Origin of the sequence: Psychrobacillus sp. FSL W7-1457 (assembly GCF_038593405.1) — a bacterium.
GTDB lineage: Bacteria > Bacillota > Bacilli > Bacillales_A > Planococcaceae > Psychrobacillus.
The window spans coordinates 1,346,450-1,371,021 of sequence record NZ_CP151993.1; the positions used below are offsets into that span (position 1 = coordinate 1,346,450).

Consider the following 24,572-nt stretch of genomic DNA (forward strand, 5'->3'; position numbering starts at 1 on the left):
ATGCCAAATGGTCAAATAAGAAAAGCACTTAGTGGTTTCTATTATGTATATGATAATGGTAAAGTGATTCAATGTAGAGGGAGAGGGGTCTTTAGAAATAGAGGCGAATCTCCTCTAGTTGGTGATTTTGTTGACTATACAGTCGAGGGAGAGAACGATGGTACTATAACTGTCATCCACGAAAGAAAAAATAACTTAGTTCGTCCACCGATATCGAATATTGATCAGGCCATTTTAGTTTTTTCTATTAAAGAACCAGACTTCAATACGATATTATTAGACCGTTTTCTAGTAGTGCTAGAATCCTTTTACATTGAGCCAATCATATGCTTGACGAAAAGTGATTTGATGGATACTAAGATGGAACAAACAATGAAGGATTATATCAACGATTATGAAAATATTGGTTATGAAATATTAATGACCTACAAGGATGATCCAGATTTTAACGATAAAATAACCCCTATTTTAAAAGGGAAAACTACTGTACTAGCAGGACAATCAGGGGTAGGGAAATCTACTTTATTAAATACAATTCTCCCTTCCTTAGATTTAAAAACAGGAGTCATATCGGATGCTTTAGGACGTGGGAAGCATACAACCAGACATGTAGAACTAATCGAGGTTTGTGATGGGCTTCTAGCTGATACCCCTGGTTTTAGTTCTTTTGAATTTGATTTAATGGAAAAAGAAGAGCTCTCTAGTTGCTTTCCTGACTTTGTAAAACGACAGGACGAATGTAAGTACCGTGGGTGCCTACATGTTAATGAGCCAAAATGCGCTGTAAAAAAAGCAGTAGAGCTTGGAGAAATTAAAGAATACCGATACAAACATTATTTACAATTTTATGAAGAAATAGTAGATAGAAAGCCGAGGTACTAACTTATGGTAAAGATTGCACCTTCTATTTTAGCAGCAAATTTTGCAAAACTTGGAGAAGAAGTATTAGAGGTAGAAAAAGCTGGAGCTGAGCTTATTCATATAGATGTGATGGATGGTCATTTTGTTCCAAACATAACGATGGGACCGATTGTCGTAGAGGCTTTGCGACCACTTACTAGCCTTCCATTGGATGTACATCTTATGATTGAAAATGCAGATCAATATATTGAGGCATTTGCTAAAGCTGGAGCTGATTATATAACAGTTCACGTGGAGGCTTCACCACATCTTCACCGTACAATTCAGCTGATTCGTTCATTTGGAGTGAAGCCAGGAGTTGTGTTAAATCCACATACGCCTATCGAATCAATTATGCATGTATTAGAGGATGTTGATATGGTTTTATTTATGACTGTCAACCCTGGATTTGGTGGTCAGAAATTTATACATTCGGTTATTCCTAAAGTAAAACAACTTTCTCAGATTATACAGGAAAGAAATCTTTCTATTGAAATTGAGATTGATGGAGGAGTCAACGAGGAGACAATTATTCCTTGTGTGGAAGCAGGAGCAACTATTTTAGTCGCTGGATCCGCTGTTTATAATGCACCTGACAAAGGAAAGGCACTTCAAAGAATAAAAGCTGCAGGATTGAGTGTGGCTTCAAAATGAAGCGTGTCTTCATCTGCGCAGGTGGTCCTGTAGAGGAAGTTGTTGATCTTAGACAGCTTCCTTTTTTACAAGAGGAAACAATCTTTATTGGGGCTGATAGAGGTGCCTATCATTTGCTGAATGCTGATATTATTCCAACTGAGATTATTGGAGATTTTGATTCTATTAGTTATAAAGAGTTGGATACACTACGTAAACACGTGACACATGTATCTATAATGCCTTCTGAGAAGGATGAGACAGATACGCGTTTGGCTTTATTAGAAGCAATGAAATATAAACCAAACGAAGTTATTTTAACCGGTGTAAGTGGTTCTCGTTTGGATCACTATCAAGCAGCTCTTCATGATGTATACCACTTTCAACGATTGCATCCTGAAGTCTCCTTTTATATCCAGAACAATAAAAATAAGCTTCAATTTCTACTTCCAGGAACACATAAAATAGATCAACAAGAATACAAATATATATCTTTTTATCCTTTTGGTGAAGGACTGGAAGACGTTACACTAGACGGATTTTTGTATAATGTGGAAGAAGAACCAATAAATTATGGCCATGCAAAGTTTACTAGTAATGAACAAGTAGAGCGAACAAGTACTATCTCCTTTAAGTCAGGCATATGTTTAATGATAAGAAGCAGTGACTAAAAGGGAGGAAATTCGTGTGAAGGTCTACACATTTAAATTACCTAAATCTGTTAGTAGTTTAATGAAGGTTTGTATTCGTCTTTTTAAAAAGGATGAGGAAAAAAAATAGTTTTAAAAAGAAATAATGCCAGGTCGACAATTTGTCGGCCTGGCATTAATTATGAGAGCGATTATACGCGCTCAATTTTTCCTGATTTTAAAGCTCTAGCAGAAACCCATACGCGTTTAGGTTTACCGTCTACAAGAATACGGACCTTTTGAAGGTTTGCCCCCCATGTACGCTTAGTAGCGTTCATTGCGTGAGAACGAGCATTACCAGAACGAGCTTTACGCCCAGTGATTGCACATACTTTTGGCATTATAATTTCCTCCTTTAAAAAAGAAGCTGAAAGATTTTCAGTTCGATATTTCACATACTTTAATAATTTACCACAGACTCTTTTGATAAGCAAGTATATCAAGAAAAAAACCTTTACACTATAAAATAACAGTTTAGCTTCAGTAGTTACTTGCAGTGTCGGGGTTTACATAGTTACTATAGTAACAGATGGCGTTTATACTGGAAAAATATTTTACTAAAAAATAACTTCATAAATGAATTTAAGAAACTAAGAGGTTTCAGGTTACTTGAAAAATAAGATAAAAAAGCAGGAGAAGAAATTGCTGATTTTCACTTTCTGCTTGATGAGCAATATGGATGCCCGTCATTAGCATACTCGAAAGCAATTCTGAATTATTTTTATTCAAGTCATAGAGCACCTTATTGCTATAATTACAGGTTGTATAGAAAATAACGTATAATGTATAAATCAAACCATCTTTTTTTTGAAAAGGAAGCGCTAAATAAAAACCACTTTTGCAAAAAGTAGACGAATAGAAACGTGTCTTTTATAATTTTAAAGGGTGTAGTACAATAAGGGATAGTCAAAAAGGACTTGGGAGGTTTCAACATGTCAATAGAATTAACAAATGAATTTGGGCACATTGATATATCACAAGATACTATTGCTCAAATTGCAGGCGGAGCAGCGATTGAATGCTATGGAATTGTTGGTATGGCATCAAAGCATCAAATCAGAGATGGTTTAACAGATATATTAAGAAAAGAGAACTTTACAAAAGGTGTAATTGTTAGACAGGAAAAAGATGATTTACATATCGATATGTATATAGTTGTAAGTTACGGAACAAAAATTTCTGAGATCGCTTATCAAGTCCAGTCTAAAGTTAAATACACGCTAAATAAATCTCTTGGTATGTCGGTGAAATCCGTAAATGTTTACGTACAAGGAGTTCGCGTGGCAAACGTGTGATTAAGGAGAGAAAACAATGAAATCAATCAATGGTAATCAATTTGCGGATATGGTCAAGATGGGAGCACATCATCTTTTCCAAAACGCTGACTATGTCGACGCATTAAACGTATTCCCTGTACCCGATGGTGATACAGGCACAAACATGAATCTTTCAATGACTTCAGGGGCTAAAGAGACAGCTGCTCATACTAGTGAGCATATTGGCAAAACAGCTCAAGCATTGTCCAAAGGTTTGCTAATGGGTGCTCGAGGAAACTCTGGAGTTATTTTATCGCAACTTTTTAGAGGCTTTGGAAAGTCGATTGAGCAGCATGCAACCTTAGATGCAAAACAATTTGCCCAAGCTTTACAGTATGGAGTAGAAACAGCTTACAAAGCTGTTATGAAACCAGTTGAGGGCACTATTTTAACTGTAGCAAAAGATTCAGCTAAAAAAGCAGTGGAAGCTAGTGAAACAATTACAGATATATCAGAACTAATGGCAGTTGTTGTAGAAGAGTCTAAACTATCACTAAACAGAACTCCAGATCTATTACCTGTTTTGAAAGAAGTAGGCGTAGTTGATAGTGGCGGACAAGGCTTAGTATTTGTTTATGAAGGTTTCCTTGCAAGCTTAAAGGGAGAAGCTCTTCCTGAGAGAACAATTAGTTCCTCTATGGACGATTTGGTTAGTGCTGAGCATCATAAAAGTGTTCAAGGATATATGGATACTGCTGACATTGAATTTGGTTTCTGTACAGAGTTCATGGTCCGTTTTGAAGAGGGCAAGAAAGCCTTTATCGAAAACGACTTCCGTAATGATTTAAGCGAATATGGTGACTCACTTTTAGTCATCTCGGATGATGAGATTGCTAAAATTCATATCCATTCTGAAACACCAGGTGAAGTCTTAACTTATGGTCAACAATATGGTGATTTAATTAAAATTAAAATTGAAAATATGCGTCAACAGCATACAGATATCGTAGGTGAAGGGCATTCTTCTAATACTGCTAAGAAAGCAGAAGTTCATCCTTATGCAGTAGTAACAGTTGCAATGGGAACAGGTGTCGCTGAATTATTGAAGAGTCTTGGAGCTTCAGCAGTGATAGAAGGTGGTCAGACAATGAATCCTTCTACTGAAGACATTGTAAAGGCGATTGAGTCTGTAGGAGCTGAGCGTGTACTAATCCTTCCTAATAACAAAAACATCGTAATGGCTGCTGAACAAGCTGCAGAGGTTCTAGGGATTGAGGCTGCGGTAGTGCCTACAAAAACAATTCCTCAAGGAATGGCAGCGATTTTAGCGTTTAACGCTCAAGCGACTGTTCAAGAAAACCAAAAGAATATGACCGATGCTTTTGCTCACGTTAAAACTGGTCAAGTTACTTTTGCTGTACGTGATACGTCAATTGACGGTGTAGAGATTAAAAAAGATGATTTTATGTCTTTAGCTGAAGGTAAAATTATACTTTCACAGCCATCTAGAGTGGAAGCTGCAACAAAGCTAGCAACAGAATTGATTGACGAGGATTCTGAAATTGTGACAGTTATTTACGGAGAAGATGTCACGGAAGAGGAAGCTGGGAAATTTGCTTCGTTTATTGAAGAGACCTTCGAAGATGTGGAAGTAGAGCTTTATAATGGTAAACAACCATTGTACCCATATATTTTATCAGTAGAATAAAACTAGTAATACTCCGCGTGGGAGAAATCCCACGCTTTTTTTTTAGCAAGAAATTTCAGAGTTCTTTGTAATCCTTTCGTACAATACTTTTGTTTAAAGTTCCCTAAAAGTGTAAAATAGAAATATCAACATGAAAGTGAGGTCTGTCAAATGAAATTTAAGTCTGTTTTTGACATTATTGGACCCGTTATGATTGGACCGTCCTCTTCCCATACTGCTGGAGCAGCACGAATAGGAAGGGTAGCAAGAGATTTATTTGGAAAGCAACCTACTTGGGCAAAAATCCATCTTTATGGCTCTTTTGCCGAAACATATAAAGGCCATGGTACAGATGTGGCGATCATCGGTGGCTTATTGGACTATGATACCTTTGATGAGCGTATTAAAACGTCGTTTAGTGAAGCAGAAAAGGTCGGTCTATCATATGAGTTTATACCTGAGACAGGACATACTGAGCATCCGAATACAGCTAGAATTGTATTAGGAGACGACGAACGTGAAATGTCGGTGGTTGGTATTTCTATTGGTGGCGGGAAAACAGAAATAACAGAGCTAAATGGTTTTCCGTTAAGATTGTCAGGCAACTTGGCTGCGATATTAGTTGTTCACAATGACCGTTCGGGATGTATTGCAAGCGTTGCCAATTGTTTAGCTAAGCACAATATTAATATCGGTCACATGGAAGTTTCTCGAAAAGAGAAAGGAAATATGGCATTGATGGTAATTGAAGTGGATCAAAATGTTAGTAAAGATATTTTAGATGAAATTACAACTCTACCTAACATAACGAAGGTTACGAGAATTGTAGATTAAGGAGGGTTATGATGGAAGTCTTATTTCGCAATGTGCGAGAATTAGTAGAAAAAGCTGAAAAAGAAAATAAGCTTATATCTGAGATTATGATAGAACAAGAAATTCTTATTACAGAACGCACTCGTGAAGAAATCATGTCACAAATGGATCGTAATCTGACAGTTATGGAAGAAGCAGTAGAAAAGGGACTAAAGGGAGTTCGTTCCACTTCTGGATTAACTGGTGGAGACGCTGTTCTTTTGCAAGCTTATATGAAAAAGGGGAATTCCCTTTCTGGAGAACTGATGCTAGATGCTGTAAGTAAAGCTGTAGCTACGAATGAAGTAAATGCGGCGATGGGAACTATTTGTGCTACACCTACAGCGGGCTCGGCAGGAGTAGTCCCAGGAACTCTATTTGCGGTAAAAAACAAGCTGAACCCGACTCGTGAGCAAATGATCAGATATTTATTTACAGCAGGGGCATTTGGATTTGTTGTAGCGAACAACGCTTCTATATCTGGCGCTGCAGGAGGCTGCCAGGCAGAAGTTGGATCAGCGGCTGGTATGGCTGCCGCGGCGATAGTAGAGATGGCTGGAGGGACTCCTGCCCAAAGCTCTGAGGCATTTGCTATAACTTTAAAAAATATGCTTGGATTAGTATGCGATCCAGTTGCAGGGCTAGTAGAAGTACCATGTGTGAAAAGAAATGCGATGGGAGCCTCTAATTCCTTAGTGGCAGCAGATATGGCACTCGCGGGGGTAACAAGTCGTATTCCTTGTGATGAAGTAATCGATGCTATGTATAAAATAGGCCAAACGATGCCAACAGCATTAAAAGAAACTGCTCAAGGAGGCTTAGCTGCTACACCAACAGGAAAATGGCTAGAAGCTAAAATCTTTGGTGGGGCTGTGGTCAGCAGTGGAAAATAAGAGAAGCAGTTTAGTTACTTCTCTAAAGGGTGTAGGTGCAGGAACAGCTAAAGCCTTAGAGGAACTAGGAATAGTTACACTAGATGATTTAGTAATGACCTTTCCTTATAGGCATGAGGATTTTCGGTTAAAAAACCTAGCAGAAACTGCCCATAATGAGAGAGTAACTGTAGAAGGAAGGGTCGAAAGTGAACCTTCTCTTCTTTTTTTAGGAAAAAATAAATCCAGACTGCAGGTTCGATTGTTGGCAGGCCAGCATTTGATCAAGGCTGTTTTTTTCAATCAAGCTTATTTGAAATCTAAAATAACTCCAGGTTCTGTCATTACTGTTACTGGTAAATGGGATAGAGGACGACAAGTTATTAATGTTTCGACGTTCTCAGTAGGACCAAAGACAGACCAACAGGATTTTGAACCTGTCTATTCGTTAAAAGGCTCCATAAGCCAGAAAGTTTTTAGAAGATTTATGCGGCAGGCGTTAGATGAGTTAAAAGGGGATATCATGGATCCTTTGCCGGAGTCTATCCGCTCGATGTATAAATTGCCTGAAATGGTGGAGGCTCTCGAGGGAATTCACTTCCCACTGGATGCTGAACATTCCAAAAATGCTAGAAGACGGTTTGTTTACGAGGAATTACTTAACTTCCAGTTGAAAATGCAGGCCATTAAAAAGGTACGCAAAGAACAAAATGTTGGAAATGGCGTTTCCTTTGATAATGAACGAGTGAAAAAGCTAATTGAATCCTTACCTTATGAGTTGACTGATGCACAAAAGAGAGTAGTTAATGAGATTTGTCGTGACTTGAAAGCACCTAATCGAATGAACAGACTTTTGCAGGGAGATGTAGGCTCAGGGAAAACTGTAGTTGCTGCAATCTGTTTATATGCCGTCATAACGGCAGGTTATCAAGGTGCTTTGATGGCTCCGACGGAAATTTTGGCGGAGCAACATGCAGCTTCCTTAGATGAGTGGCTCTCACCTATTGGTGTAAGAATAGCGCTATTAACTGGCTCTACTAGGCAAAAGGCAAGAAGAATCGTGCTAGAAAATTTAGCAGCGGGTAATATTGATTTACTCATAGGTACACATGCGTTGATTCAACCTGATGTTTCATTTAAAAATCTTGGTTTAGTTATTACTGACGAACAACATCGTTTTGGTGTGGCTCAAAGAAGAGTTTTAAAAGAAAAAGGAGAAAATCCAGATGTACTTTTTATGACAGCGACACCTATTCCGCGCACCTTAGCCATAACAGCTTTTGGGGAAATGGATGTTTCTGTCATTGATCAGATGCCGGCAGGAAGAAAATCCATTGATACTCATTGGATGAAGGAAGATCAGCTTCCTAAACTTATAGGTCGTCTTAAGAAAGAGTTGGCTAATGGCAGACAAGCCTACATCATTTGCCCTCTAATTGAGGAGTCCGAGAAACTAGACGTCCAAAATGCGGTGGATGTTTATAATATGATGTCTTATGAGCTCGGAAAAGATTACTCGGTTGGCTTGATGCACGGACGGCTTCATCCTGACGAAAAAGATGAAGTGATGAGGAATTTTACTGAGGGGCATATTCAAGTATTAGTCTCGACAACGGTAGTTGAGGTCGGAGTAAACGTTCCTAATGCATCCTTTATGATTATATTTGATGCAGAGCGCTTTGGACTAGCGCAGCTACACCAACTACGTGGTAGGGTTGGGCGTGGAGAACACCAATCGTACTGTATCCTTCTTGCTGATCCTAAGACAGAAGAAGGGAAGGAACGAATGTTGTCCATGACGGAGACGAATGATGGTTTTGTCTTGGCAGAGAAAGATTTAGAGCTACGAGGACCTGGTGACTTCTTTGGGAAAAAACAAAGTGGATTACCTGAGTTTAAAATAGCAGATTTAGTTCATGATTATCGTGCATTAAATACAGCGAAAATAGATGCCGAGCGATTATTGGAATCTGAGCACTTTTGGAATTCCGATGAAATGGAAGGTCTACGGAATGCCTTGGTTGACTCTAAAGCACTAGATGGGGAAAGAATTGATTAAAAAGAATGCAAGGATGAACTAAATCATTTCTTGCATTCTTTTTTTATTGTTTATATACTGATATTAGTACCAAGTGCTAAAATGGTGGTGAATAGCTTGAAATATACGAAAAAAGAAAGACAAAGGCTTTTACTAGAAACGCTAGATAAAAACCCTTTTATAACAGACGAAAACCTGGCGGCAACTTTTCATGTAAGCGTGCAAACCATACGATTAGATCGAATGGAGTTATCCATCCCAGAATTGCGTGAGAGGATTAAATCAGTTGCAGCTCATAATTTTGAAGAAGAGGTAAAGTCTCTCCCAATTGATGAGGTTATTGGAGAAATTATAGATATAGATTTAGACAAACAGGCAATATCACTATTAGATATTAAGCAGGACCATGTGTTTGCAAGGAACGGTATTGCACGGGGACATCATCTTTTTGCACAAGCAAACTCATTGGCTGTAGCTGTTATTAATGACGAACTGGCCTTAACTAGAAAATCTAATATTACATTTGTGAAGCCTGTAAAAGTCGGTGATCGTGTTATTGCAAAAGCAGTTGTCCTATCTAATGACACTGAGAAGAAAAATACAGTTATTCAAGTGACAAGTAAGGTAGAAAATGAGACTGTTTTTGTTGGAGAATTTAATATGTATAGAGAAACTATGAAGTAAAAAGGTGTGTAAAAATGAAAATATCGATAGATGCAATGGGCGGAGACAACGCCCCTCATGAAATAGTAAAGGGAGCCTATGAGGCTCTAGAAGCTTTTGACGATTTGAACATTATCTTATATGGTGATGAAAGTAAATTAGAATCACTTGTAACTAAGCATGACCGCTTGACCGTAGTTCATACCGATGAAGTGATTGAAGGAACTGATGAGCCTGTTAGAGCTATTCGTAGAAAGAAAAATTCCTCGATGGTTAAAATGGCTGAATCGGTGAAAAATGGTGAGGCAGATGCATGTGTTTCTGCGGGTAACACAGGGGCTCTAATGGCAGCGGGACTTTTTGTAGTTGGTAGGATAGATCAAGTAGATCGCCCAGCGCTTGCTCCCACCCTCCCAACAATAGACGGGAAAGGGTTTGTAATGCTTGACCTTGGTGCAAATTCAGATGCCAAACCGGAACATTTACAGCAATTTGCTGTAATGGGAAGTGTGTATGCAGAAAAAGTGCGTGGTATTCAAAACCCTCGAGTTGGCCTACTGAATATAGGAACCGAAGACAAAAAAGGAAATGAGCTTACTAAAGCCGCGTTTTTACTGTTGAAAGAGACACCTGTGAATTTTATAGGAAATGTTGAATCTAGAGATCTTTTAAATGGCGTAGCTGATGTAGTAGTAACAGATGGATTTACAGGCAATATGGTATTAAAAACGATTGAAGGTACGGCCGCGGCGATGTTTACCTTGCTGAAAGAAGCTTTTAATACATCGACAAAAACAAAAATATCAGCGTTGCTAGTAAAAGATCAGTTAAAAGGTATTAAAAATAAATTGGATTACTCTGAGTACGGTGGAGCTGGGCTATTTGGATTAAAGGCTCCAGTTATTAAAGCACATGGTTCCTCTAATAGCAGAGCAATTTTTCATGCGATCAGACAAGCACGGACAATGGTAGAAAATAATGTTTCTGAGATTATTTACACTACATTACGAAAGGAATCTTCCGATGACTAAAATTGCTTTTATATTTCCTGGACAGGGGTCTCAATCAGTAGGGATGGGGCAACAGCTAATAGAAAACAACAGTGAAAGTAAAAAGATTTATGAATCAGCAGATCAAAAATTAGGTTTTTCTTTATCAGATATTATGTTGAATGGACCGGCTGAGGAGTTGACTAAAACCTACCATGCACAGCCTGCTTTACTTACAACCAGTACAATGATTGCAAAATTATTAATCGAGGCTGGAATTACTCCAGATTATACAGCTGGGCATAGCTTGGGAGAATATTCTGCTTTAGTTGCCTCTGGGGCAATTAGTTTTGAGGATGCGGTATTATTAGTTCATAGACGTGGTCTTTTCATGAATGAAGCTGTACCGGCAGGAGAAGGAACAATGGCAGCCATATTAGGATTAGATGCTACTTCTTTAGCTGAGGTAACTCAAAAGGTTACGCAAGCTGGTGACATTGTGCAAATTGCTAATCTTAATTGTCCTGGTCAAATTGTTATTTCTGGTACAGCAGAAGGAGTCAAAAAAGCTTCTGAACAAGCGAAAGAAGCAGGGGCTAAAAGAGCAATTCCTTTAACTGTGAGTGGTCCCTTCCATTCTGAATTAATGAGACCTGCTGCACATAAATTAGATGAGGCAATCAATTCTATTAAACTTTCAACTGCAAAACCTCCAGTAATTTCTAATGTTACGGCGCTTCCTGTAGAGGATGCAGCGGACGTGAAGTCCCTATTGGTCGAACAATTATATTCGCCCGTTCGTTGGGAAGAATCGATTCAACAAATGCTTGATCTTGGTGTCAACGTCTTTATTGAATGTGGTCCAGGTAAAGTGCTGAGTGGCTTAGTAAAAAAAATAGATCGATCTGTTACAACTTATTGTGTATATGACGAGGCTTCCTTCCAGCAAGCCATTACGGAAATAGGAGAGGTTATCAATGGGTAAATTAGAAGGCAAATCTGCAATTGTAACAGGTGCTTCTCGTGGAATCGGTAAGGATATAGCTATTTACTTAGCAAACGAGGGAGCTAAGGTAGTAGTCAATTATAGTGGCAGCAAAGAGAAAGCAGAAGCCGTTGTGGAAGAAATAAAAGCGCGCGGAGGAATTGCCTTTGCTGCTCAAGCTAATATTGACCAAGCCGATGATGTTCAACGTTTAGTCAAGCAAACTTTAGAAGTCTTCGGATCTATTGATATTTTAGTTAACAACGCTGGTATCACACGTGATAATCTAATTATGCGCATGAAGGAACAGGAATGGGACGATGTATTGAATACGAACCTAAAAGGGGTATTTCTCTGCACAAAAGCTGTTACGAGACAAATGATGAAACAACGAAATGGTCGTATTATTAATATAACTTCTATTGTTGGAGTTTCTGGAAATGCTGGACAGGCTAATTATGTTGCGGCTAAGGCTGGTGTCATTGGTCTAACGAAATCTTCTGCAAAAGAATTAGCGAGTCGTAATATAACTGTTAACTCGGTTGCACCTGGATTTATAACTACTGATATGACGGATGCTCTTCCTGAAGAAGTTAAAAGTCAAATGTTGAGCCAAATTCCTTTAGCGAAGTTTGGAAATCCAGAAGACATAGCAAAAGCAGTAGCATTTTTGGCATCAGAGGATGCTAATTATATTACTGGGCAAACGCTTCATGTTAATGGCGGTATGTATATGTAATGACCATCTGTAACTTAATAAGCACGATCTGATGTAAGTATTTATATTTCATGTGAATTAGCCTTTCATAGACTAAAAGTTTTTTGTATAATCATTGAGGGGAGGTGACAAATTTGTCAACAGTTTTAGAACGTGTAACTAAAGTGATCGTTGATCGTCTAGGTGTAGACGAGAGCGAAGTAAAATTAGAAGCATCTTTCCGTGATGATTTAGGTGCTGACTCACTAGATGTAGTGGAGTTAGTGATGGAACTTGAAGATGAGTTCGATATGGAAATTTCGGATGAGGATGCGGAGAATATTTCTACTGTGGGTAACGCAGTTAGCTATATTGAAAGCAAGCAAGGCTAATATTAAATAGTCACCTTTATATATATATTCTTTATATAAAGGTGAATTAAGTTAAATAGCAACAGAGACGTTTTTACTATTCGTATGAATAATTAAAAGCGTCTCTATTTCTTTTTGCACATTGCTATAGAAACAGGTAAACTTAAACAGATAGATGTTAAGTAAGAAAGGCAGATCAGGATGAAAGTAAATAGAAAAAGCAACCACCCTAAAAAAACAGGGTTCCCAGAGAGTGTTAAACAACAGTTTCAAAAATTTCAAAGTCATTTTGAAATCGAGTTCAATAATCCAACATTATTGTATCAAGCCTTTACCCATTCATCTTATGTGAATGAGCATCGACGTAAATTTTTCACCGATAATGAGCGTTTAGAGTTTCTAGGAGATGCCGTATTAGAATTATCTGTTTCTCAATACTTATTCCAGCAATACGAGGTTATGAGTGAGGGGCAGCTTACAAAGCTTCGAGCAGCGATTGTTTGTGAGCCTTCTTTAGTTGTGTTTGCAAACGAATTAGGATTTGGTAAGTATGTGCTCCTTGGAAAAGGAGAAGAGTTAACTGGCGGACGTGAAAGACCGGCACTTTTAGCGGACGTATTCGAAGCATTTATCGGTGCATTATATTTGGATCAAGGATTAGAGGTAGTCGTTTCCTTTTTGGAAAAGATTGTCTTCCCTAAAATCGAAGTCGGTGCTTTTTCGCATGTGATGGATTATAAAAGCCAACTACAAGAAGTCATTCAACAAAAAAACAATGGTGCACTTAGCTATGAAATTGTAGAAGAAAAGGGTCCGGCACATAACCGTACCTTTGTTTCGCGTGTTATTTTAAATACAACGGAACTTGGCGTCGGAATAGGACGTTCTAAAAAAGAAGCAGAGCAACAAGCAGCTAGACTAGCGATACTCGCAATAAAGGATCAAGAACAGGGGGAATAATCGTTGTTCCTTAAGAGATTAGAAATTATAGGATTTAAATCATTTGCAGATCGAGTTGGGATAGATTTTGTCCCGGGAGTAACTGCAGTGGTAGGTCCGAACGGTAGTGGGAAGAGTAATGTTACAGATGCAATCAGATGGGTGCTAGGTGAGCAATCTGCCAAATCACTTCGTGGAACAAAGATGGAAGATGTTATCTTTGCAGGGAGCGATTCAAGAAAGGCGTTAAACTTTGCAGAGGTTACCTTAATATTAGACAATTCTGATCGTCGTGTTCCATTAGATTTTACTGAAATAAGTGTTACGAGAAGGGTTTACCGGTCAGGAGATAGTGAATATCTTCTAAACAAGCAAACGTGTAGATTGAAAGATATTATAGATTTATTTATGGATTCCGGTCTTGGAAAAGAAGCGTTCTCTATTATTTCACAGGGACGTGTTGATGAAATACTAAATAGCAGACCTGAAGACAGAAGAACGATATTTGAGGAGACCGCCGGTGTCCTTAAGTATAAACAACGTAAGAAAAAAGCAGAATTTAAGCTGATAGAAACGGATGATAACTTAAATCGAGTGCTTGATATTCTCCATGAACTAGATGGTCGAATGGAGCCACTCAAAATTCAATCATCTCTTGCTACAGATTATTTAGAGATGTCTACAGAACTAAAGGATATTGAAATAGCAGTTATTGCTCATGACTTAAATCTTTTTGTCCAAGAAAGTACAGATCTACATAATCAGCTTCAACAAATAGAAGAGCAAAAAACAGCGCTTTTGACGAAGATTAGTAATGCAGAGTCAGATATTTTATCCATAAGAAGAACCATTAGTTCTACAGATGAAAAGCTAGACAAGGAACAGACTGAGTTACTTGAGGTAAGTTCTGAATTAGAACGTCTAGAGGGAAGAAAACTGTTGCTTGCTGAGAAAAAACAAAATGCTAGTCAGCAAATATCGCAGTTAAGAAGAGCTTTGGAAGAAGAAAAGACGAGACTTCAAGTACTTGAAAAACAGCTAGAAGAAAATATTTCTTCTAGCACTAAAAAGAAACTGTCATTAAAAGAACTTCGAGCAAAAAAATTACAAATCGATCATGTTCTTAGTAGGTCAGCTTCAGAGGTTGAAGAGGAAATTGAGACTTTGAAGGGCACTTACATTGATTTGTTAAATGAAGAAGCAACAATGAAGAATGAAATGAAGCATATGGAGCAGCAGCTTCAATTTGAACTAGTGTCTTCTGAGAAAATTATTGAAGATTATCGGGAGATCAAAGACGAGTTAGAAAAGCTTACAAATCGAAAAAAAGAGATAGAGAAGCAGCTGGAAGCATGTCAAAAAGACTTAGCACAAAAGGTGCATGACTTTAAAACAAAGCGAGAATCATCGGAGCATTTAGAAGCCTCTTATGAAGAACAGCAAACGTTGCTTCAAAAAGCCTATCAAATGAAGCATCAAATGCAGGCTAGAAAGGATTCTTTACAAGAGCTTGAATCCGAGTTTTCAGGGTATTTCCAGGGAGTTAAGGAAGTATTAGTTGCTCGTGATAAAAAAGAGCTCAAAGGGATTCATGGCGCAGTAGCTGAACTAATCCAAATTCCATCTAACTATATGAATGCAATTGACACAGCTATTGGCCAGCAGTCTCAGCATATTATTACTGATACTAGTCAGGATGCACGTATGGCTATTGATTGGCTGAAAAAGAAAAGAGTTGGAAGAGCTACCTTCCTTCCACTTCAGGTTATGAAGTCGCGTAAATTGAATGAGCAGACGCTGTCTCCGATCAAGGAGCATCCATCTTTTGTGAATACGGCAGACATGCTTGTCAATTACAATACAGACTATAAAATAATCATTGAAAGTTTACTAGGTAATATTATTATTGCAAAAGATTTAAAGGGTGCAAACGAAATGGCGGCACGTCTTCAATTTAGATACCGTTTCGTAACACTTGACGGTGATGTTGTAAATGCAGGAGGCTCCTTGACAGGGGGGTCTGTAAAACAACAGTCATCTGTCTTTACACGAAAAGCTGAGTTAGAGCAATTAAATGATAAGCTTGTAGAACTAGAACAATCCGTACTTCAAGCAGAAAAATCAGTTGCTCATAAAAAACAGCAAGTTCAACAGATTAAAATTGCATTAGAGGAAGCGCGTCTCTCTGGGGAAGCTTTGCGAGAAGAAGAGCATAAACTATTGTCAGAAGACAGAGAATGTGGAGCTATAATTTCTCGTTTAACCAATCGCTTGCTTGAATTTGATGAGGTTCAAACTGAAAAGAATAACCTGCATGAGAATCTAGTTCGTAAAAAAGAACAAACAGCTAAGCGTAGTGCGGAGATTAATGAATCGTTAGCTTCCATTCAAAAAACTATCGATCAACTGCAACTGTTAAAGCAGCAGTCTATGCAAGAAAAAGATAAAGTACAAAATGAACTTGGCGAACTGCTGTCCTCTATTGCTGTAGTAAATGAGCAAGTGACGCAACAAGAGAAAGAAAAGAAACAGCTGGAACAGGATATTCAATATTGTGTTCAAAAAGTTGGTACTTTAGAAAAAGAGATCAGCTGGTTTGAGAATGATGACCAAACAGGTCCATCTCCAGAACAAATTGACCAAATGATTGCCACTAACAAACAGAAAAAAGATTATTTACAGGGGCAAATAACGAAGGACAAAGAGAAAAGAATTGGACTTTCTCAAAGAGTAAACGAATCTGAAGGCCAATTAAAGATGCTACAGCAACATTTAAGTATCTTTTCTAACGACGAGCGTGCATTAGAACTAAGGTTGAGCAAGCTGGAGGTGGAAACTAATTCACTTCAAACACATCTAGAAGAGACGTATGAAATGTCCCTGGATGAAGCAAAGCGAGACTATCCTTTTGACATGGATGAGGAGCTTGCTCGCAAAAAAGTAAAACTATTAAAACGTTCTATAGAAGAGCTTGGACCTATTAACTTAGGGTCTATACAGGAATACGAGCAAGTCAGCGAACGTCACTCGTTCTTAACAGAACAAAGAGAGGATTTGCTTTCTGCTCAAGATACATTGCATGAGGTTATTAAAGAGATGGACGAAGAAATGACTATACGCTTTGAATCTACGTTTAATGACATTCAAAGAAACTTTAAGGTAGTGTTTAGACAGTTATTTGGTGGCGGACAGGCAGACTTAATTTTAACTGATCCTACCTCCATGTTGGATACGGGGATAGATATAGTGGCACAGCCTCCAGGCAAAAAGCTACAGAATCTTTCTTTATTGTCGGGTGGAGAACGAGCGCTAACTGCTATTGCCTTGTTATTTTCAATTCTACATACTCGTCCTGTACCTTTCTGTATCCTGGATGAAGTGGAAGCTGCTTTAGACGAGGCAAACGTTACGCGTTATAGCGACTATTTAAAGAAATTTAGTCATGATACGCAGTTTATCGTCATTACCCACCGTAAGGGTACGATGGAGGGGGCAGATGTACTGTATGGTATCACTATGCAGGAATCTGGGATTTCCAAGCTTGTATCTGTAAAATTAGAAGAAGAATTAGTCACTTAAATAGGAGGTTCTACTGTGAGCTTTTTTAAAAAAATGAAAGAAAAAATGTTGGGCTCTACACCAGAGGCTGAAGAAACAGTTTCGATTACAAATAAATTTAAAGAAGGACTATCGAAAACGCGAAATCAATTTACTTCTAAAGTAAATGATTTAGTAGCAAAATATCGTAAGGTAGATGAGGATTTCTTTGAGGAGCTTGAAGAAATTTTGCTTCAAGCAGATGTTGGATTTGAAACCGTAGTGGAGTTAATGGACAAATTACGTTTTGAGGTTCAGCGTAAAAATATTAAAGATACTGCCGGAATCCAATCTGTTATTTCTGAAAAACTTGTTGAGATATATGAGGCTGGTGATGAGGATCTAACAGAGCTTCACATCGAAGAAGAAGGACTAACAGTTATCTTATTTGTCGGTGTTAATGGAGTTGGTAAAACAACTACTATCGGTAAACTTGCACATCGTCTAAATGGAGAAGGAAAAAAAGTAATGCTTGCTGCTGGGGACACTTTCCGAGCAGGTGCTATTGATCAACTTCAAGTGTGGGGCGATCGTGTAGGTGCAGAGGTTATAAAACAGGCAGAAGGTTCGGATCCGGCTGCTGTTATGTATGATGCTATTCGTGCTGCCAAAAACAGAAAAGCTGATGTGCTTATTTGTGATACAGCAGGTCGTTTGCAAAATAAAGTAAACCTGATGAATGAGTTGGAAAAAATTCACCGAGTTATTACTAGAGAAGTGCCTAATGCTCCGCATGAAGTATTGTTAGCATTAGACGCCACTACAGGACAAAATGCGCTTGTTCAGGCACAGACATTTAAAGAAGTGACCAATGTTACTGGAATTGTGTTAACAAAGCTTGACGGTACTGCAAAAGGCGGTATAGTCCTTGCTATCCGCAATAAGCTACATATACCAGTTAAATTTGTTGGTCTCGGAGAGCAAATGGATGACCTACAGCCATTTGATGCAGAAAAATATGTTTATGGATTATTTGCTGAAGGGTTAGAACTAGAAGAAACATCAGAAGACAAGTAATTTTACTTGACAGTTAAAGCTAGTCTTTATAAACTATTAGATGAACCATTCATGGTAAGGAGAGATGGGAATGATTGAAAAAACGACTCGTATGAATTTTCTCTTCGATTTTTACCAGGCTTTATTGACAGATAAACAACGAAGCTATATGCAGCTTTATTATTTAGATGATTTATCACTCGGCGAAATTGCAGAGGAATATAATATATCCAGACAGGCTGTTTATGACAATATACGTCGCACTGAAATGATGCTGGAAGAGTATGAAGAAAAGTTAAATCTTTTTTCCAAATTCGAAAAAAGACAAGAAACGACTAAACAGCTTATGCAAATAGCAAATGAACAATCATCAGAAGAACTGACTCAACTCATTGAGCAATTAAAAGAATGGGATTAGGAGGCGAGCTTGCATGGCATTTGAAGGTTTAGCTGAGCGTCTCCAAGGGACGATTCAGAAAATCAAAGGTAAAGGCAAAATTTCTGAGGCTGATGTTAAAGAAATGATGCGTGAAGTTCGTTATGCACTACTGGAAGCAGACGTTAACTTAAAAGTGGTAAAAGAATTTGTTAAAAACGTCTCTGAACGGGCTGTTGGGCAAGAAGTGATGAAAAGCTTAACTCCAGGTCAGCAGGTCATTAAAATCGTAAAAGATGAATTGACCCAGCTAATGGGAGGCGAGCAGAGCCAAATCGCATTCTCTTCAAGACCCCCTACTGTTATTATGATGGTCGGATTACAGGGTGCTGGTAAAACCACCACTACTGGTAAACTTGCAAATGTACTTCGAAAAAAGTATAACAAGAAGCCTTTGTTAATTGCTGCGGATATTTATCGTCCAGCAGCAGTGAAACAGCTTGAAACGATTGGAAAACAACTCTCCTTACCAGTATTCCAAATGGGTACGGACATTTCTCCTGTGGAAATAGTGAAGCAGGGTCTTGAGCATGCAAAGGAAGAACATTATGATGTAGTGATTGTCGATACAGCAGGGCGTTTACACATTGATGAAACTTTGATGCAAGAGCTTAAAGATATTCGTGCATTAAAAGAGCCGGACGAAGTGTTCTTGGTTGTAGATGCAATGACAGGGCAGGATGCGGTCAATGTAGCTAACAATTTTAATGACTCTATTGGTATAACAGGGGTCGTACTTACGAAATTAGATGGTGATACACGCGGTGGGGCAGCCCTTTCCATCCGTTCCATTACTCAAAAACCTATTAAATTTGTAGGTATGGGTGAAAAAATGGATGCTTTAGAGACTTTCCATCCAGAACGCATGGCATCCCGTATTTTAGGCATGGGAGACATGATGTCCTTAATCGAAAAGGCTCAAGCTAATGTTGACGAAGAAAAAGCGAAGGAACTGGAAGAAAAGTTCCGTACGCAATCTTTTACGTTCGATGATTTCCTGGAGCAACTAAGCCAAGTGAAGCAAATGGGACCTCTTGACGAGATTTTAAAAATGCTTCCAGGGGCAAATAAAATTAAGGGATTGGAAAATGCGAAAGTTGATGAGAAGCAAATGGATCGTGTCGAAGCCATTATTTATTCAATGACTACGCAGGAGAAAACTAACCCTGAAATTATTAACGGAGCTCGAAAAAAGAGAATTGCTAAAGGATCAGGAACATCTATTCAAGACATTAATAGACTTCTAAAGCAATTTGAAGAGATGAAAAAGATGATGAAGCAAATGACAAATATGCAACAAAAAGGAAAGAAAAAGATGAAAATGCCAGGATTTGATTCTCTTTTTAAGTAATTTTCCTTAAAAAAATAAGGTGTTAAGAAAAAACACTTTACAAACATTTAAAACCTTGATAATATACTATCTTGTGTGAAACTATTCGGAGGTGCAATAAAAATGGCAGTTAAAATTCGTTTAAAACGTATGGGAGCTAAAAAATCTCCTTTCTATCGTATTGTAGTAGCAGACTCTCGCTCACCACGTGACGGTCGTCAAATTGAAACAGTAGGTACTTACAACCCACTTACTAAACCAGCAGAAGTTAAAATTAACGAAGAATTAGCGTTAAAATGGCTTCAAGATGGTGCGAAACCATCTGATACAGTACGTAACTTGTTCTCTGAACAAGGAATCATGGAAAAATTCCATAACGCAAAACTCGGCAAATAATCGGAGGGGACATTGTGAAGCAGCTGATCGAAGCAATCGTTAAACCATTAGTTGATTATCCAGACAAAGTTCAGGTGGTAAAGGACGAAAGTGCAAACCGTATAGTTTACAAACTTTCTGTTCATCCTGAAGATATGGGAAAAGTAATTGGCAAACAAGGCCGAGTAGCTAAATCTATTCGTACAATTGTTTACTCAGCAGCAGGCAGTCACCAAAAGAAAACATATGTCGATATATTAGATTAACTTCACTTGTGAAGCTAATACCTCAGGGAAGAAATTCTAAAGAGGTAAATGTAATATGAGAAGAGGGAGAACACTTTGTTCTTCCTTTTTTGATAGGAGGAATTTATTCAATGGAATGGTACAATGTTGGAAAAATCGTCAATACCCACGGAATTTGGGGAGAGGTTCGTGTCATTTCTACTACTGACTTTCCAGATGAGCGTTATCAGGTAGGAAATGAGCTTGGTCTTTTTAAAAAAGATGGATCTAAACCAATCATCGTTAAAATTACAAGCTACCGTAAGCATAAAAATTTTGATTTGTTAACTTTTGACGGTTATACCTTACTGAAAGATGTAGAAGGCTTTCGTGATGCAACGTTAAAAGTATCTGAGAAGTATCTAACAGAGTTAGAAGAAAATGAATACTACTATCATGAAATTATTGGCTGTACGATTGTTTCTACCGAGGGTGAGACAATTGGAACCGTTACTGAAATACTTCAAACTGGAGCAAATGACGTATGGACTGTGCAGCCGGTCAAAGGGAAGACACACTATATTCCATATATTGAGGATGTAGTGAAAAAAATAGATGTGAATAAAAAAGAAATCACTATTGAGGTACTGGAAGGTTTATTGTCATGATGAAAATTCATATTCTTTCGCTTTTTCCAGAGATGTTCACGGGAGTGTTCAACTCATCTATTTTGAAAAAAGCGCAGGATAAAAATGAGGTATCGATTGATGTAGTAAACTTCCGAGACTATTCTGGTAACAAGCATCATCAGGTTGATGATTATCCCTATGGTGGTGGGGCAGGGATGGTATTAAAGCCAGAACCTATTTTTAACGCCATTGAGGCTCTTCCTCCAAGCTCTAGTGGGAACAGACGGATTATATTGCTCTGCCCCCAAGGAGAACGCTTTAATCAGCAAAAAGCAGAGGAATTAGCGAAGGAAGAGGAGCTTGTTTTTATATGTGGTCATTACGAGGGCTACGATGAGCGAATTAGGGAGCATTTAGTTACAGACGAAATTTCAATTGGAGATTTTGTTTTAACCGGTGGAGAATTAGCTGCTATGACTGTAGTAGATAGTGTTGTGAGATTACTCCCCAATGTTCTTGGCAAGGCTGCTTCCCATGAGCAAGATTCTTTTTCTACGGGCTTGCTAGAGCATCCACATTATACTCGACCAGTAGAATATCGCGGCTACAAGGTTCCAGATGTGTTGCTGTCTGGAAACCATGCAGCTATCGACCAATGGAGAAGAGAGCAGTCTCTAAAACGAACGTTCGAAAGAAGGAAAGACCTTCTAGAAAATGCAGAACTAACAGATACTGAAAAAAGAATGCTTCAATTAAAAGAGTTATAATTTATAATTGCATATAGCCAGTCAATATGATATATTTTACTATGTACTTTTATGTGAAGTACTGATTTTGGGTGTTCCGCTGCAACAGCTATGTGTGTAAGAGCATTCTATATAAGGAGAGAAAATGATGCAAAACATTATTTCAGAAATCACAAAAGATCAATTACGTACAGATCTTCCTACATTCCGCCCAGGTGACACAGTTCGTGTACACGTTAAGGTTGTTGAGGGAACTCGCGAACGTATCCAAATGTACGAAGGTGTTGTAATTAAACGTCGTGGAGGCGGAATTAGCGAAACTTTTACAGTTCGTAAAATCTCTTCCGGTGTTGGTGTAGAACGTACTTTCCCAGTACACACACCAAAAATTGCTAACCTAGAAGTTATTCGTCGTGGTAAAGTTCGTCGTGCTAAATTGTACTACCTACGTGAACTACGCGGTAAAGCTGCTCGTATTAAAGAGCGTCGCTAATAGTGTAAGTAAGGCAAAGTTGCCTGATGTGAATGTTGCAGGAAAAAGTGATCTCACTTTTGCTGCAACATTTTTTTCTTTGTGGATAATTATTGTATTTAAGAGAAGTATATAGATTATCTATTTTTAAAGTAGTTGTTAAGATAACCCGTCAGTGTTTTCGAAGTGAGGTAACTAGCAGAACGTATCGGCCAAGAGTAGCAATTAAATACATATACTAATTGGGAAGCGTATAGAAAGTGATCATTGAGATTGATTGGGTTTTTTATAAGATTATGAAATTGGGATTGGGTACAGTTTTTCGGCTTTATTTTATGCGAGTAAATTTATAAGCAATTTATCGATGCATCAAAGATGTTCCTATTTTTTGATTGGAGCCCAGACGGCGACTCCTGCGGGATGGCTGATCGCTCACCCGGAGGAAAGCGTCCGGCTGGGGCGAAAATCAATTCTACTCTCTGATTTAAGATTTCTTTGCATCATAAATCAACCCTACCCTTAAACATAGCCTTTTTATAAAAGGATTTATGAAATCATCTCCAATGATCATTTTATTTTAGATATTTTCTCTATATATACTGAATTTAGACGATTTTATTTTGCCACTCTTACATTTTCCTTGTACAATATAAGAGTATATAAAGGGGGCAAGTGAATGGGACAAGCACAAAAAGAAAAGAATGAGTTATGGGAATGGTCGAAAGCTTTATTAATAGCTTTTGGACTTGCAGCATTAATTCGACTCTTTTTATTTACCCCTATAATTGTGGACGGAGAATCTATGATGCCGACCTTAGAAAATGGGGATAGTATGTTAGTGAATAAAATTGGTTACGTGGTCGGTGAACCAAAACGATTTGATATCGTAGTTTTTCATGCTCCTGAGCAGAAAAACTATATAAAACGTGTAATAGGGCTTCCTGGCGATCATGTCGAGTATAAAAACGACCAGCTCTACATTAACGGAAAAGAAGTTGCTGAGCCTTACTTAGAACAAAAAAAGAGCGAGTTAACAGAAGGAACATTAACTGGGGACTTTACGCTTGAAAGTATCACTGGAGACAAAAAAATCCCAGAAGGATATGTTTTCGTTATGGGAGACAACCGCTTATACAGTAAAGACAGCCGAATGATCGGTTTAATTGAAATCGATGAAATTATAGGGAAAACAAATTTAGTATTTTGGCCAATTGGTGAGGCTGGTTTTGTAAAATAACCAAAGTAGTGCGTAAGAAGGTGATTCTTCTTCCCGGCTATTAGAAAATAGCTAGTGCTTTAAGAAGGAGGTGCAATATGACAATACAATGGTTTCCAGGTCATATGGCCAAAGCAAGAAGAGAAGTTACCGAGAATCTAAAGCTTGTAGACATTATTTTTGAACTGATAGATGCACGTTTACCATTGTCTTCAAGAAATCCTATGTTAGACGAGGTAGTCCATCAAAAAACGAGACTACTTATTCTAAACAAAGTGGATATGGCTGATGATATGCAAACCAAAAAATGGATAGCTTATTTCGAGTCAAAAGGGCACCCTACTGTTGCAATAAACTCTTTGGAAGGGAAAGGACTCCAAGCGGTTTTTAAAGCCTCTAAAGAGCTTTTAAAGCCTAAATGGGACCGTATGAAAGAACGTGGGATTAAACCTAGACCAATTAGAGCTATGATTGTAGGCATTCCGAATGTTGGAAAATCTACTTTAATTAATCGCTTTGCCAAAAAGAATATTGCTAAAACCGGAAACACTCCAGGTGTAACCAAAAGACAGCAATGGATTAAAGTAGAAAAGGAAATAGAGCTATTAGATACGCCGGGTATTTTATGGCCTAGATTTGAAGACCAAATAATAGGCTATAAACTTGCTTTAACTGGCGCCATTAAGGATGCTGTTATCAACATGGAAGACTTAGCAGTATATGGGCTACGTTTTTTAGAAGAACATTATCCAAAGAGAATGGAAGAGCGATATAATATTACAAAAATCAGTGAGGATTTAGTAGACACTTTTGATCATATTGGTAAACTCAGAAGATGCTTTGCATCCGGCGGTGAAATTGACTATGATCAAGTGGCTGAGCTAATTGTTCGTGATATAAGAAATCAGCAATTAGGTAAGCTGACCTTCGATTTTGTAGATGAATATGAGTGAAAAAATTCCCTTTTTACCTTCTGGTAA

The 24,572-nt window shown here is 38.1% G+C and carries 27 protein-coding genes; 26 read left to right on the forward strand and 1 reads right to left on the reverse strand.

Annotated features, from left to right (window positions below; translation table 11 throughout):
• The 4 genes from rsgA to spoVM are packed head-to-tail and all read left to right on the forward strand — an operon-like array spanning position 1 to position 2,313.
• Positions 1-882: a ribosome small subunit-dependent GTPase A gene (rsgA, locus tag NSQ95_RS06255; RefSeq protein ID WP_169358555.1), complete on the forward strand. Its 882-nt coding sequence runs from the start codon at positions 1-3 to the stop codon at positions 880-882.
• Between the two features lie 3 nt (positions 883-885).
• On the forward strand, positions 886-1,554 hold the full coding sequence (gene rpe / locus NSQ95_RS06260; RefSeq protein ID WP_298472339.1) for a ribulose-phosphate 3-epimerase: 669 nt from the start codon (positions 886-888) through the stop codon (positions 1,552-1,554).
• Complete coding sequence (locus NSQ95_RS06265) at positions 1,551-2,204, forward strand: thiamine diphosphokinase (protein WP_298472337.1); 654 nt, start codon at positions 1,551-1,553, stop codon at positions 2,202-2,204. Before rpe ends, NSQ95_RS06265 begins: the two co-directional genes overlap by 4 nt.
• A gap of 16 nt (positions 2,205-2,220) precedes the next feature.
• A complete protein-coding gene (spoVM, locus tag NSQ95_RS06270; protein ID WP_169358558.1) occupies positions 2,221-2,313 on the forward strand; it encodes a stage V sporulation protein SpoVM in 93 nt (30 codons plus the stop codon).
• A gap of 61 nt (positions 2,314-2,374) precedes the next feature.
• Here the strand turns inward: spoVM and rpmB are convergent, their stop codons facing one another.
• The gene (gene rpmB, locus NSQ95_RS06275) at positions 2,375-2,563 is read right to left on the reverse strand and encodes a 50S ribosomal protein L28 (RefSeq protein WP_142605779.1); all 189 of its coding nucleotides are present in this window, start codon (positions 2,561-2,563) and stop codon (positions 2,375-2,377) included.
• Between the two features lie 591 nt (positions 2,564-3,154).
• On the opposite strand from rpmB, the gene NSQ95_RS06280 reads away from it, so the two are divergent.
• The 22 genes from NSQ95_RS06280 to ylqF all read left to right on the forward strand — a co-directional run bounded on the left by NSQ95_RS06280 (position 3,155) and on the right by ylqF (position 24,545).
• Positions 3,155-3,517 carry an Asp23/Gls24 family envelope stress response protein gene (locus tag NSQ95_RS06280; RefSeq protein WP_169358559.1) on the forward strand — a complete coding sequence of 121 codons (363 nt, stop codon included), beginning with the start codon at positions 3,155-3,157 and terminating at the stop codon, positions 3,515-3,517.
• Positions 3,518-3,533: 16 nt separating this feature from the next.
• Positions 3,534-5,186, forward strand: coding sequence for a DAK2 domain-containing protein (locus NSQ95_RS06285; protein ID WP_251552922.1), 1,653 nt, complete (start codon positions 3,534-3,536; stop codon positions 5,184-5,186).
• 150 nt (positions 5,187-5,336) lie between these two features.
• Positions 5,337-5,999 (forward strand): L-serine ammonia-lyase, iron-sulfur-dependent subunit beta, encoded by a 663-nt coding sequence (gene sdaAB, locus NSQ95_RS06290; RefSeq protein ID WP_169358561.1) that lies wholly within the window; start codon positions 5,337-5,339, stop codon positions 5,997-5,999.
• An 11-nt stretch (positions 6,000-6,010) separates the two neighbouring features.
• Complete coding sequence (gene sdaAA / locus NSQ95_RS06295; RefSeq protein WP_169358562.1) at positions 6,011-6,910, forward strand: L-serine ammonia-lyase, iron-sulfur-dependent, subunit alpha; 900 nt, start codon at positions 6,011-6,013, stop codon at positions 6,908-6,910.
• On the forward strand, positions 6,900-8,948 hold the full coding sequence (gene recG, locus NSQ95_RS06300) for an ATP-dependent DNA helicase RecG (protein ID WP_342560502.1): 2,049 nt from the start codon (positions 6,900-6,902) through the stop codon (positions 8,946-8,948). The genes sdaAA and recG overlap by 11 nt, the downstream gene beginning before the upstream one ends.
• Before the next feature lie 96 nt (positions 8,949-9,044).
• The gene (gene fapR, locus NSQ95_RS06305; protein WP_298472327.1) at positions 9,045-9,611 is read left to right on the forward strand and encodes a transcription factor FapR; all 567 of its coding nucleotides are present in this window, start codon (positions 9,045-9,047) and stop codon (positions 9,609-9,611) included.
• 14 nt (positions 9,612-9,625) lie between these two features.
• Complete coding sequence (gene plsX, locus NSQ95_RS06310; protein ID WP_169358565.1) at positions 9,626-10,621, forward strand: phosphate acyltransferase PlsX; 996 nt, start codon at positions 9,626-9,628, stop codon at positions 10,619-10,621.
• Entirely contained in the window at positions 10,614-11,564 is a 951-nt protein-coding gene (gene fabD, locus NSQ95_RS06315) for an ACP S-malonyltransferase (protein WP_169358566.1), read from the forward strand. The genes plsX and fabD overlap by 8 nt, the downstream gene beginning before the upstream one ends.
• Positions 11,557-12,303, forward strand: a complete 747-nt coding sequence (gene fabG, locus NSQ95_RS06320; RefSeq protein WP_169358567.1) for a 3-oxoacyl-[acyl-carrier-protein] reductase — start codon at positions 11,557-11,559, stop codon at positions 12,301-12,303. Before fabD ends, fabG begins: the two co-directional genes overlap by 8 nt.
• Before the next feature lie 113 nt (positions 12,304-12,416).
• Positions 12,417-12,653, forward strand: a complete 237-nt coding sequence (acpP, locus tag NSQ95_RS06325; RefSeq protein WP_169358568.1) for an acyl carrier protein — start codon at positions 12,417-12,419, stop codon at positions 12,651-12,653.
• A gap of 180 nt (positions 12,654-12,833) precedes the next feature.
• Positions 12,834-13,592, forward strand: a complete 759-nt coding sequence (gene rnc, locus NSQ95_RS06330) for a ribonuclease III (protein ID WP_169358569.1) — start codon at positions 12,834-12,836, stop codon at positions 13,590-13,592.
• A gap of 3 nt (positions 13,593-13,595) precedes the next feature.
• The gene (smc, locus tag NSQ95_RS06335; protein ID WP_298472324.1) at positions 13,596-17,150 is read left to right on the forward strand and encodes a chromosome segregation protein SMC; all 3,555 of its coding nucleotides are present in this window, start codon (positions 13,596-13,598) and stop codon (positions 17,148-17,150) included.
• 15 nt (positions 17,151-17,165) lie between these two features.
• Positions 17,166-18,185, forward strand: a complete 1,020-nt coding sequence (gene ftsY, locus NSQ95_RS06340; RefSeq protein ID WP_169358571.1) for a signal recognition particle-docking protein FtsY — start codon at positions 17,166-17,168, stop codon at positions 18,183-18,185.
• Positions 18,186-18,255: 70 nt separating this feature from the next.
• A complete protein-coding gene (locus NSQ95_RS06345) occupies positions 18,256-18,582 on the forward strand; it encodes a putative DNA-binding protein (protein WP_169358572.1) in 327 nt (108 codons plus the stop codon).
• A 13-nt stretch (positions 18,583-18,595) separates the two neighbouring features.
• Positions 18,596-19,951, forward strand: coding sequence for a signal recognition particle protein (gene ffh, locus NSQ95_RS06350; RefSeq protein ID WP_169358573.1), 1,356 nt, complete (start codon positions 18,596-18,598; stop codon positions 19,949-19,951).
• A 102-nt stretch (positions 19,952-20,053) separates the two neighbouring features.
• Positions 20,054-20,326: a 30S ribosomal protein S16 gene (gene rpsP, locus NSQ95_RS06355; protein ID WP_053590001.1), complete on the forward strand. Its 273-nt coding sequence runs from the start codon at positions 20,054-20,056 to the stop codon at positions 20,324-20,326.
• 14 nt (positions 20,327-20,340) lie between these two features.
• The gene (locus NSQ95_RS06360) at positions 20,341-20,571 is read left to right on the forward strand and encodes a KH domain-containing protein (RefSeq protein ID WP_169358574.1); all 231 of its coding nucleotides are present in this window, start codon (positions 20,341-20,343) and stop codon (positions 20,569-20,571) included.
• Between the two features lie 110 nt (positions 20,572-20,681).
• The gene (gene rimM / locus NSQ95_RS06365; protein WP_169358575.1) at positions 20,682-21,197 is read left to right on the forward strand and encodes a ribosome maturation factor RimM; all 516 of its coding nucleotides are present in this window, start codon (positions 20,682-20,684) and stop codon (positions 21,195-21,197) included.
• Positions 21,197-21,925: a tRNA (guanosine(37)-N1)-methyltransferase TrmD gene (trmD, locus tag NSQ95_RS06370; RefSeq protein ID WP_169358709.1), complete on the forward strand. Its 729-nt coding sequence runs from the start codon at positions 21,197-21,199 to the stop codon at positions 21,923-21,925. The genes rimM and trmD overlap by 1 nt, the downstream gene beginning before the upstream one ends.
• A gap of 127 nt (positions 21,926-22,052) precedes the next feature.
• A complete protein-coding gene (rplS, locus tag NSQ95_RS06375) occupies positions 22,053-22,397 on the forward strand; it encodes a 50S ribosomal protein L19 (RefSeq protein ID WP_169358710.1) in 345 nt (114 codons plus the stop codon).
• A gap of 655 nt (positions 22,398-23,052) precedes the next feature.
• On the forward strand, positions 23,053-23,613 hold the full coding sequence (lepB, locus tag NSQ95_RS06380; RefSeq protein ID WP_169358576.1) for a signal peptidase I: 561 nt from the start codon (positions 23,053-23,055) through the stop codon (positions 23,611-23,613).
• Between the two features lie 77 nt (positions 23,614-23,690).
• Complete coding sequence (gene ylqF / locus NSQ95_RS06385; protein WP_169358577.1) at positions 23,691-24,545, forward strand: ribosome biogenesis GTPase YlqF; 855 nt, start codon at positions 23,691-23,693, stop codon at positions 24,543-24,545.
• Positions 24,546-24,572: the final 27 nt, after the last annotated feature.

Bases quoted from the DNA above. Each gene is read 5' to 3' on its own strand.
- rsgA (WP_169358555.1), top strand. From the start codon at position 1: ATGCCAAATGGTCAAATAAGAAAAGCACTTAGTGGTTTCTATTATGTA.
- rpe (WP_298472339.1), top strand. From the start codon at position 886: ATGGTAAAGATTGCACCTTCTATTTTAGCAGCAAATTTTGCAAAACTT.
- NSQ95_RS06265 (WP_298472337.1), top strand. From the start codon at position 1,551: ATGAAGCGTGTCTTCATCTGCGCAGGTGGTCCTGTAGAGGAAGTTGTT.
- rpmB (WP_142605779.1), bottom strand. From the start codon at position 2,563: ATGCCAAAAGTATGTGCAATCACTGGGCGTAAAGCTCGTTCTGGTAAT.
- NSQ95_RS06280 (WP_169358559.1), top strand. From the start codon at position 3,155: ATGTCAATAGAATTAACAAATGAATTTGGGCACATTGATATATCACAA.
- NSQ95_RS06285 (WP_251552922.1), top strand. From the start codon at position 3,534: ATGAAATCAATCAATGGTAATCAATTTGCGGATATGGTCAAGATGGGA.
- sdaAB (WP_169358561.1), top strand. From the start codon at position 5,337: ATGAAATTTAAGTCTGTTTTTGACATTATTGGACCCGTTATGATTGGA.
- sdaAA (WP_169358562.1), top strand. From the start codon at position 6,011: ATGGAAGTCTTATTTCGCAATGTGCGAGAATTAGTAGAAAAAGCTGAA.
- plsX (WP_169358565.1), top strand. From the start codon at position 9,626: ATGAAAATATCGATAGATGCAATGGGCGGAGACAACGCCCCTCATGAA.
- fabD (WP_169358566.1), top strand. From the start codon at position 10,614: ATGACTAAAATTGCTTTTATATTTCCTGGACAGGGGTCTCAATCAGTA.
- fabG (WP_169358567.1), top strand. From the start codon at position 11,557: ATGGGTAAATTAGAAGGCAAATCTGCAATTGTAACAGGTGCTTCTCGT.
- rnc (WP_169358569.1), top strand. From the start codon at position 12,834: ATGAAAGTAAATAGAAAAAGCAACCACCCTAAAAAAACAGGGTTCCCA.
- NSQ95_RS06345 (WP_169358572.1), top strand. From the start codon at position 18,256: ATGATTGAAAAAACGACTCGTATGAATTTTCTCTTCGATTTTTACCAG.
- ffh (WP_169358573.1), top strand. From the start codon at position 18,596: ATGGCATTTGAAGGTTTAGCTGAGCGTCTCCAAGGGACGATTCAGAAA.
- rpsP (WP_053590001.1), top strand. From the start codon at position 20,054: ATGGCAGTTAAAATTCGTTTAAAACGTATGGGAGCTAAAAAATCTCCT.
- rimM (WP_169358575.1), top strand. From the start codon at position 20,682: ATGGAATGGTACAATGTTGGAAAAATCGTCAATACCCACGGAATTTGG.
- trmD (WP_169358709.1), top strand. From the start codon at position 21,197: ATGAAAATTCATATTCTTTCGCTTTTTCCAGAGATGTTCACGGGAGTG.
- rplS (WP_169358710.1), top strand. From the start codon at position 22,053: ATGCAAAACATTATTTCAGAAATCACAAAAGATCAATTACGTACAGAT.
- lepB (WP_169358576.1), top strand. From the start codon at position 23,053: ATGGGACAAGCACAAAAAGAAAAGAATGAGTTATGGGAATGGTCGAAA.
- ylqF (WP_169358577.1), top strand. From the start codon at position 23,691: ATGACAATACAATGGTTTCCAGGTCATATGGCCAAAGCAAGAAGAGAA.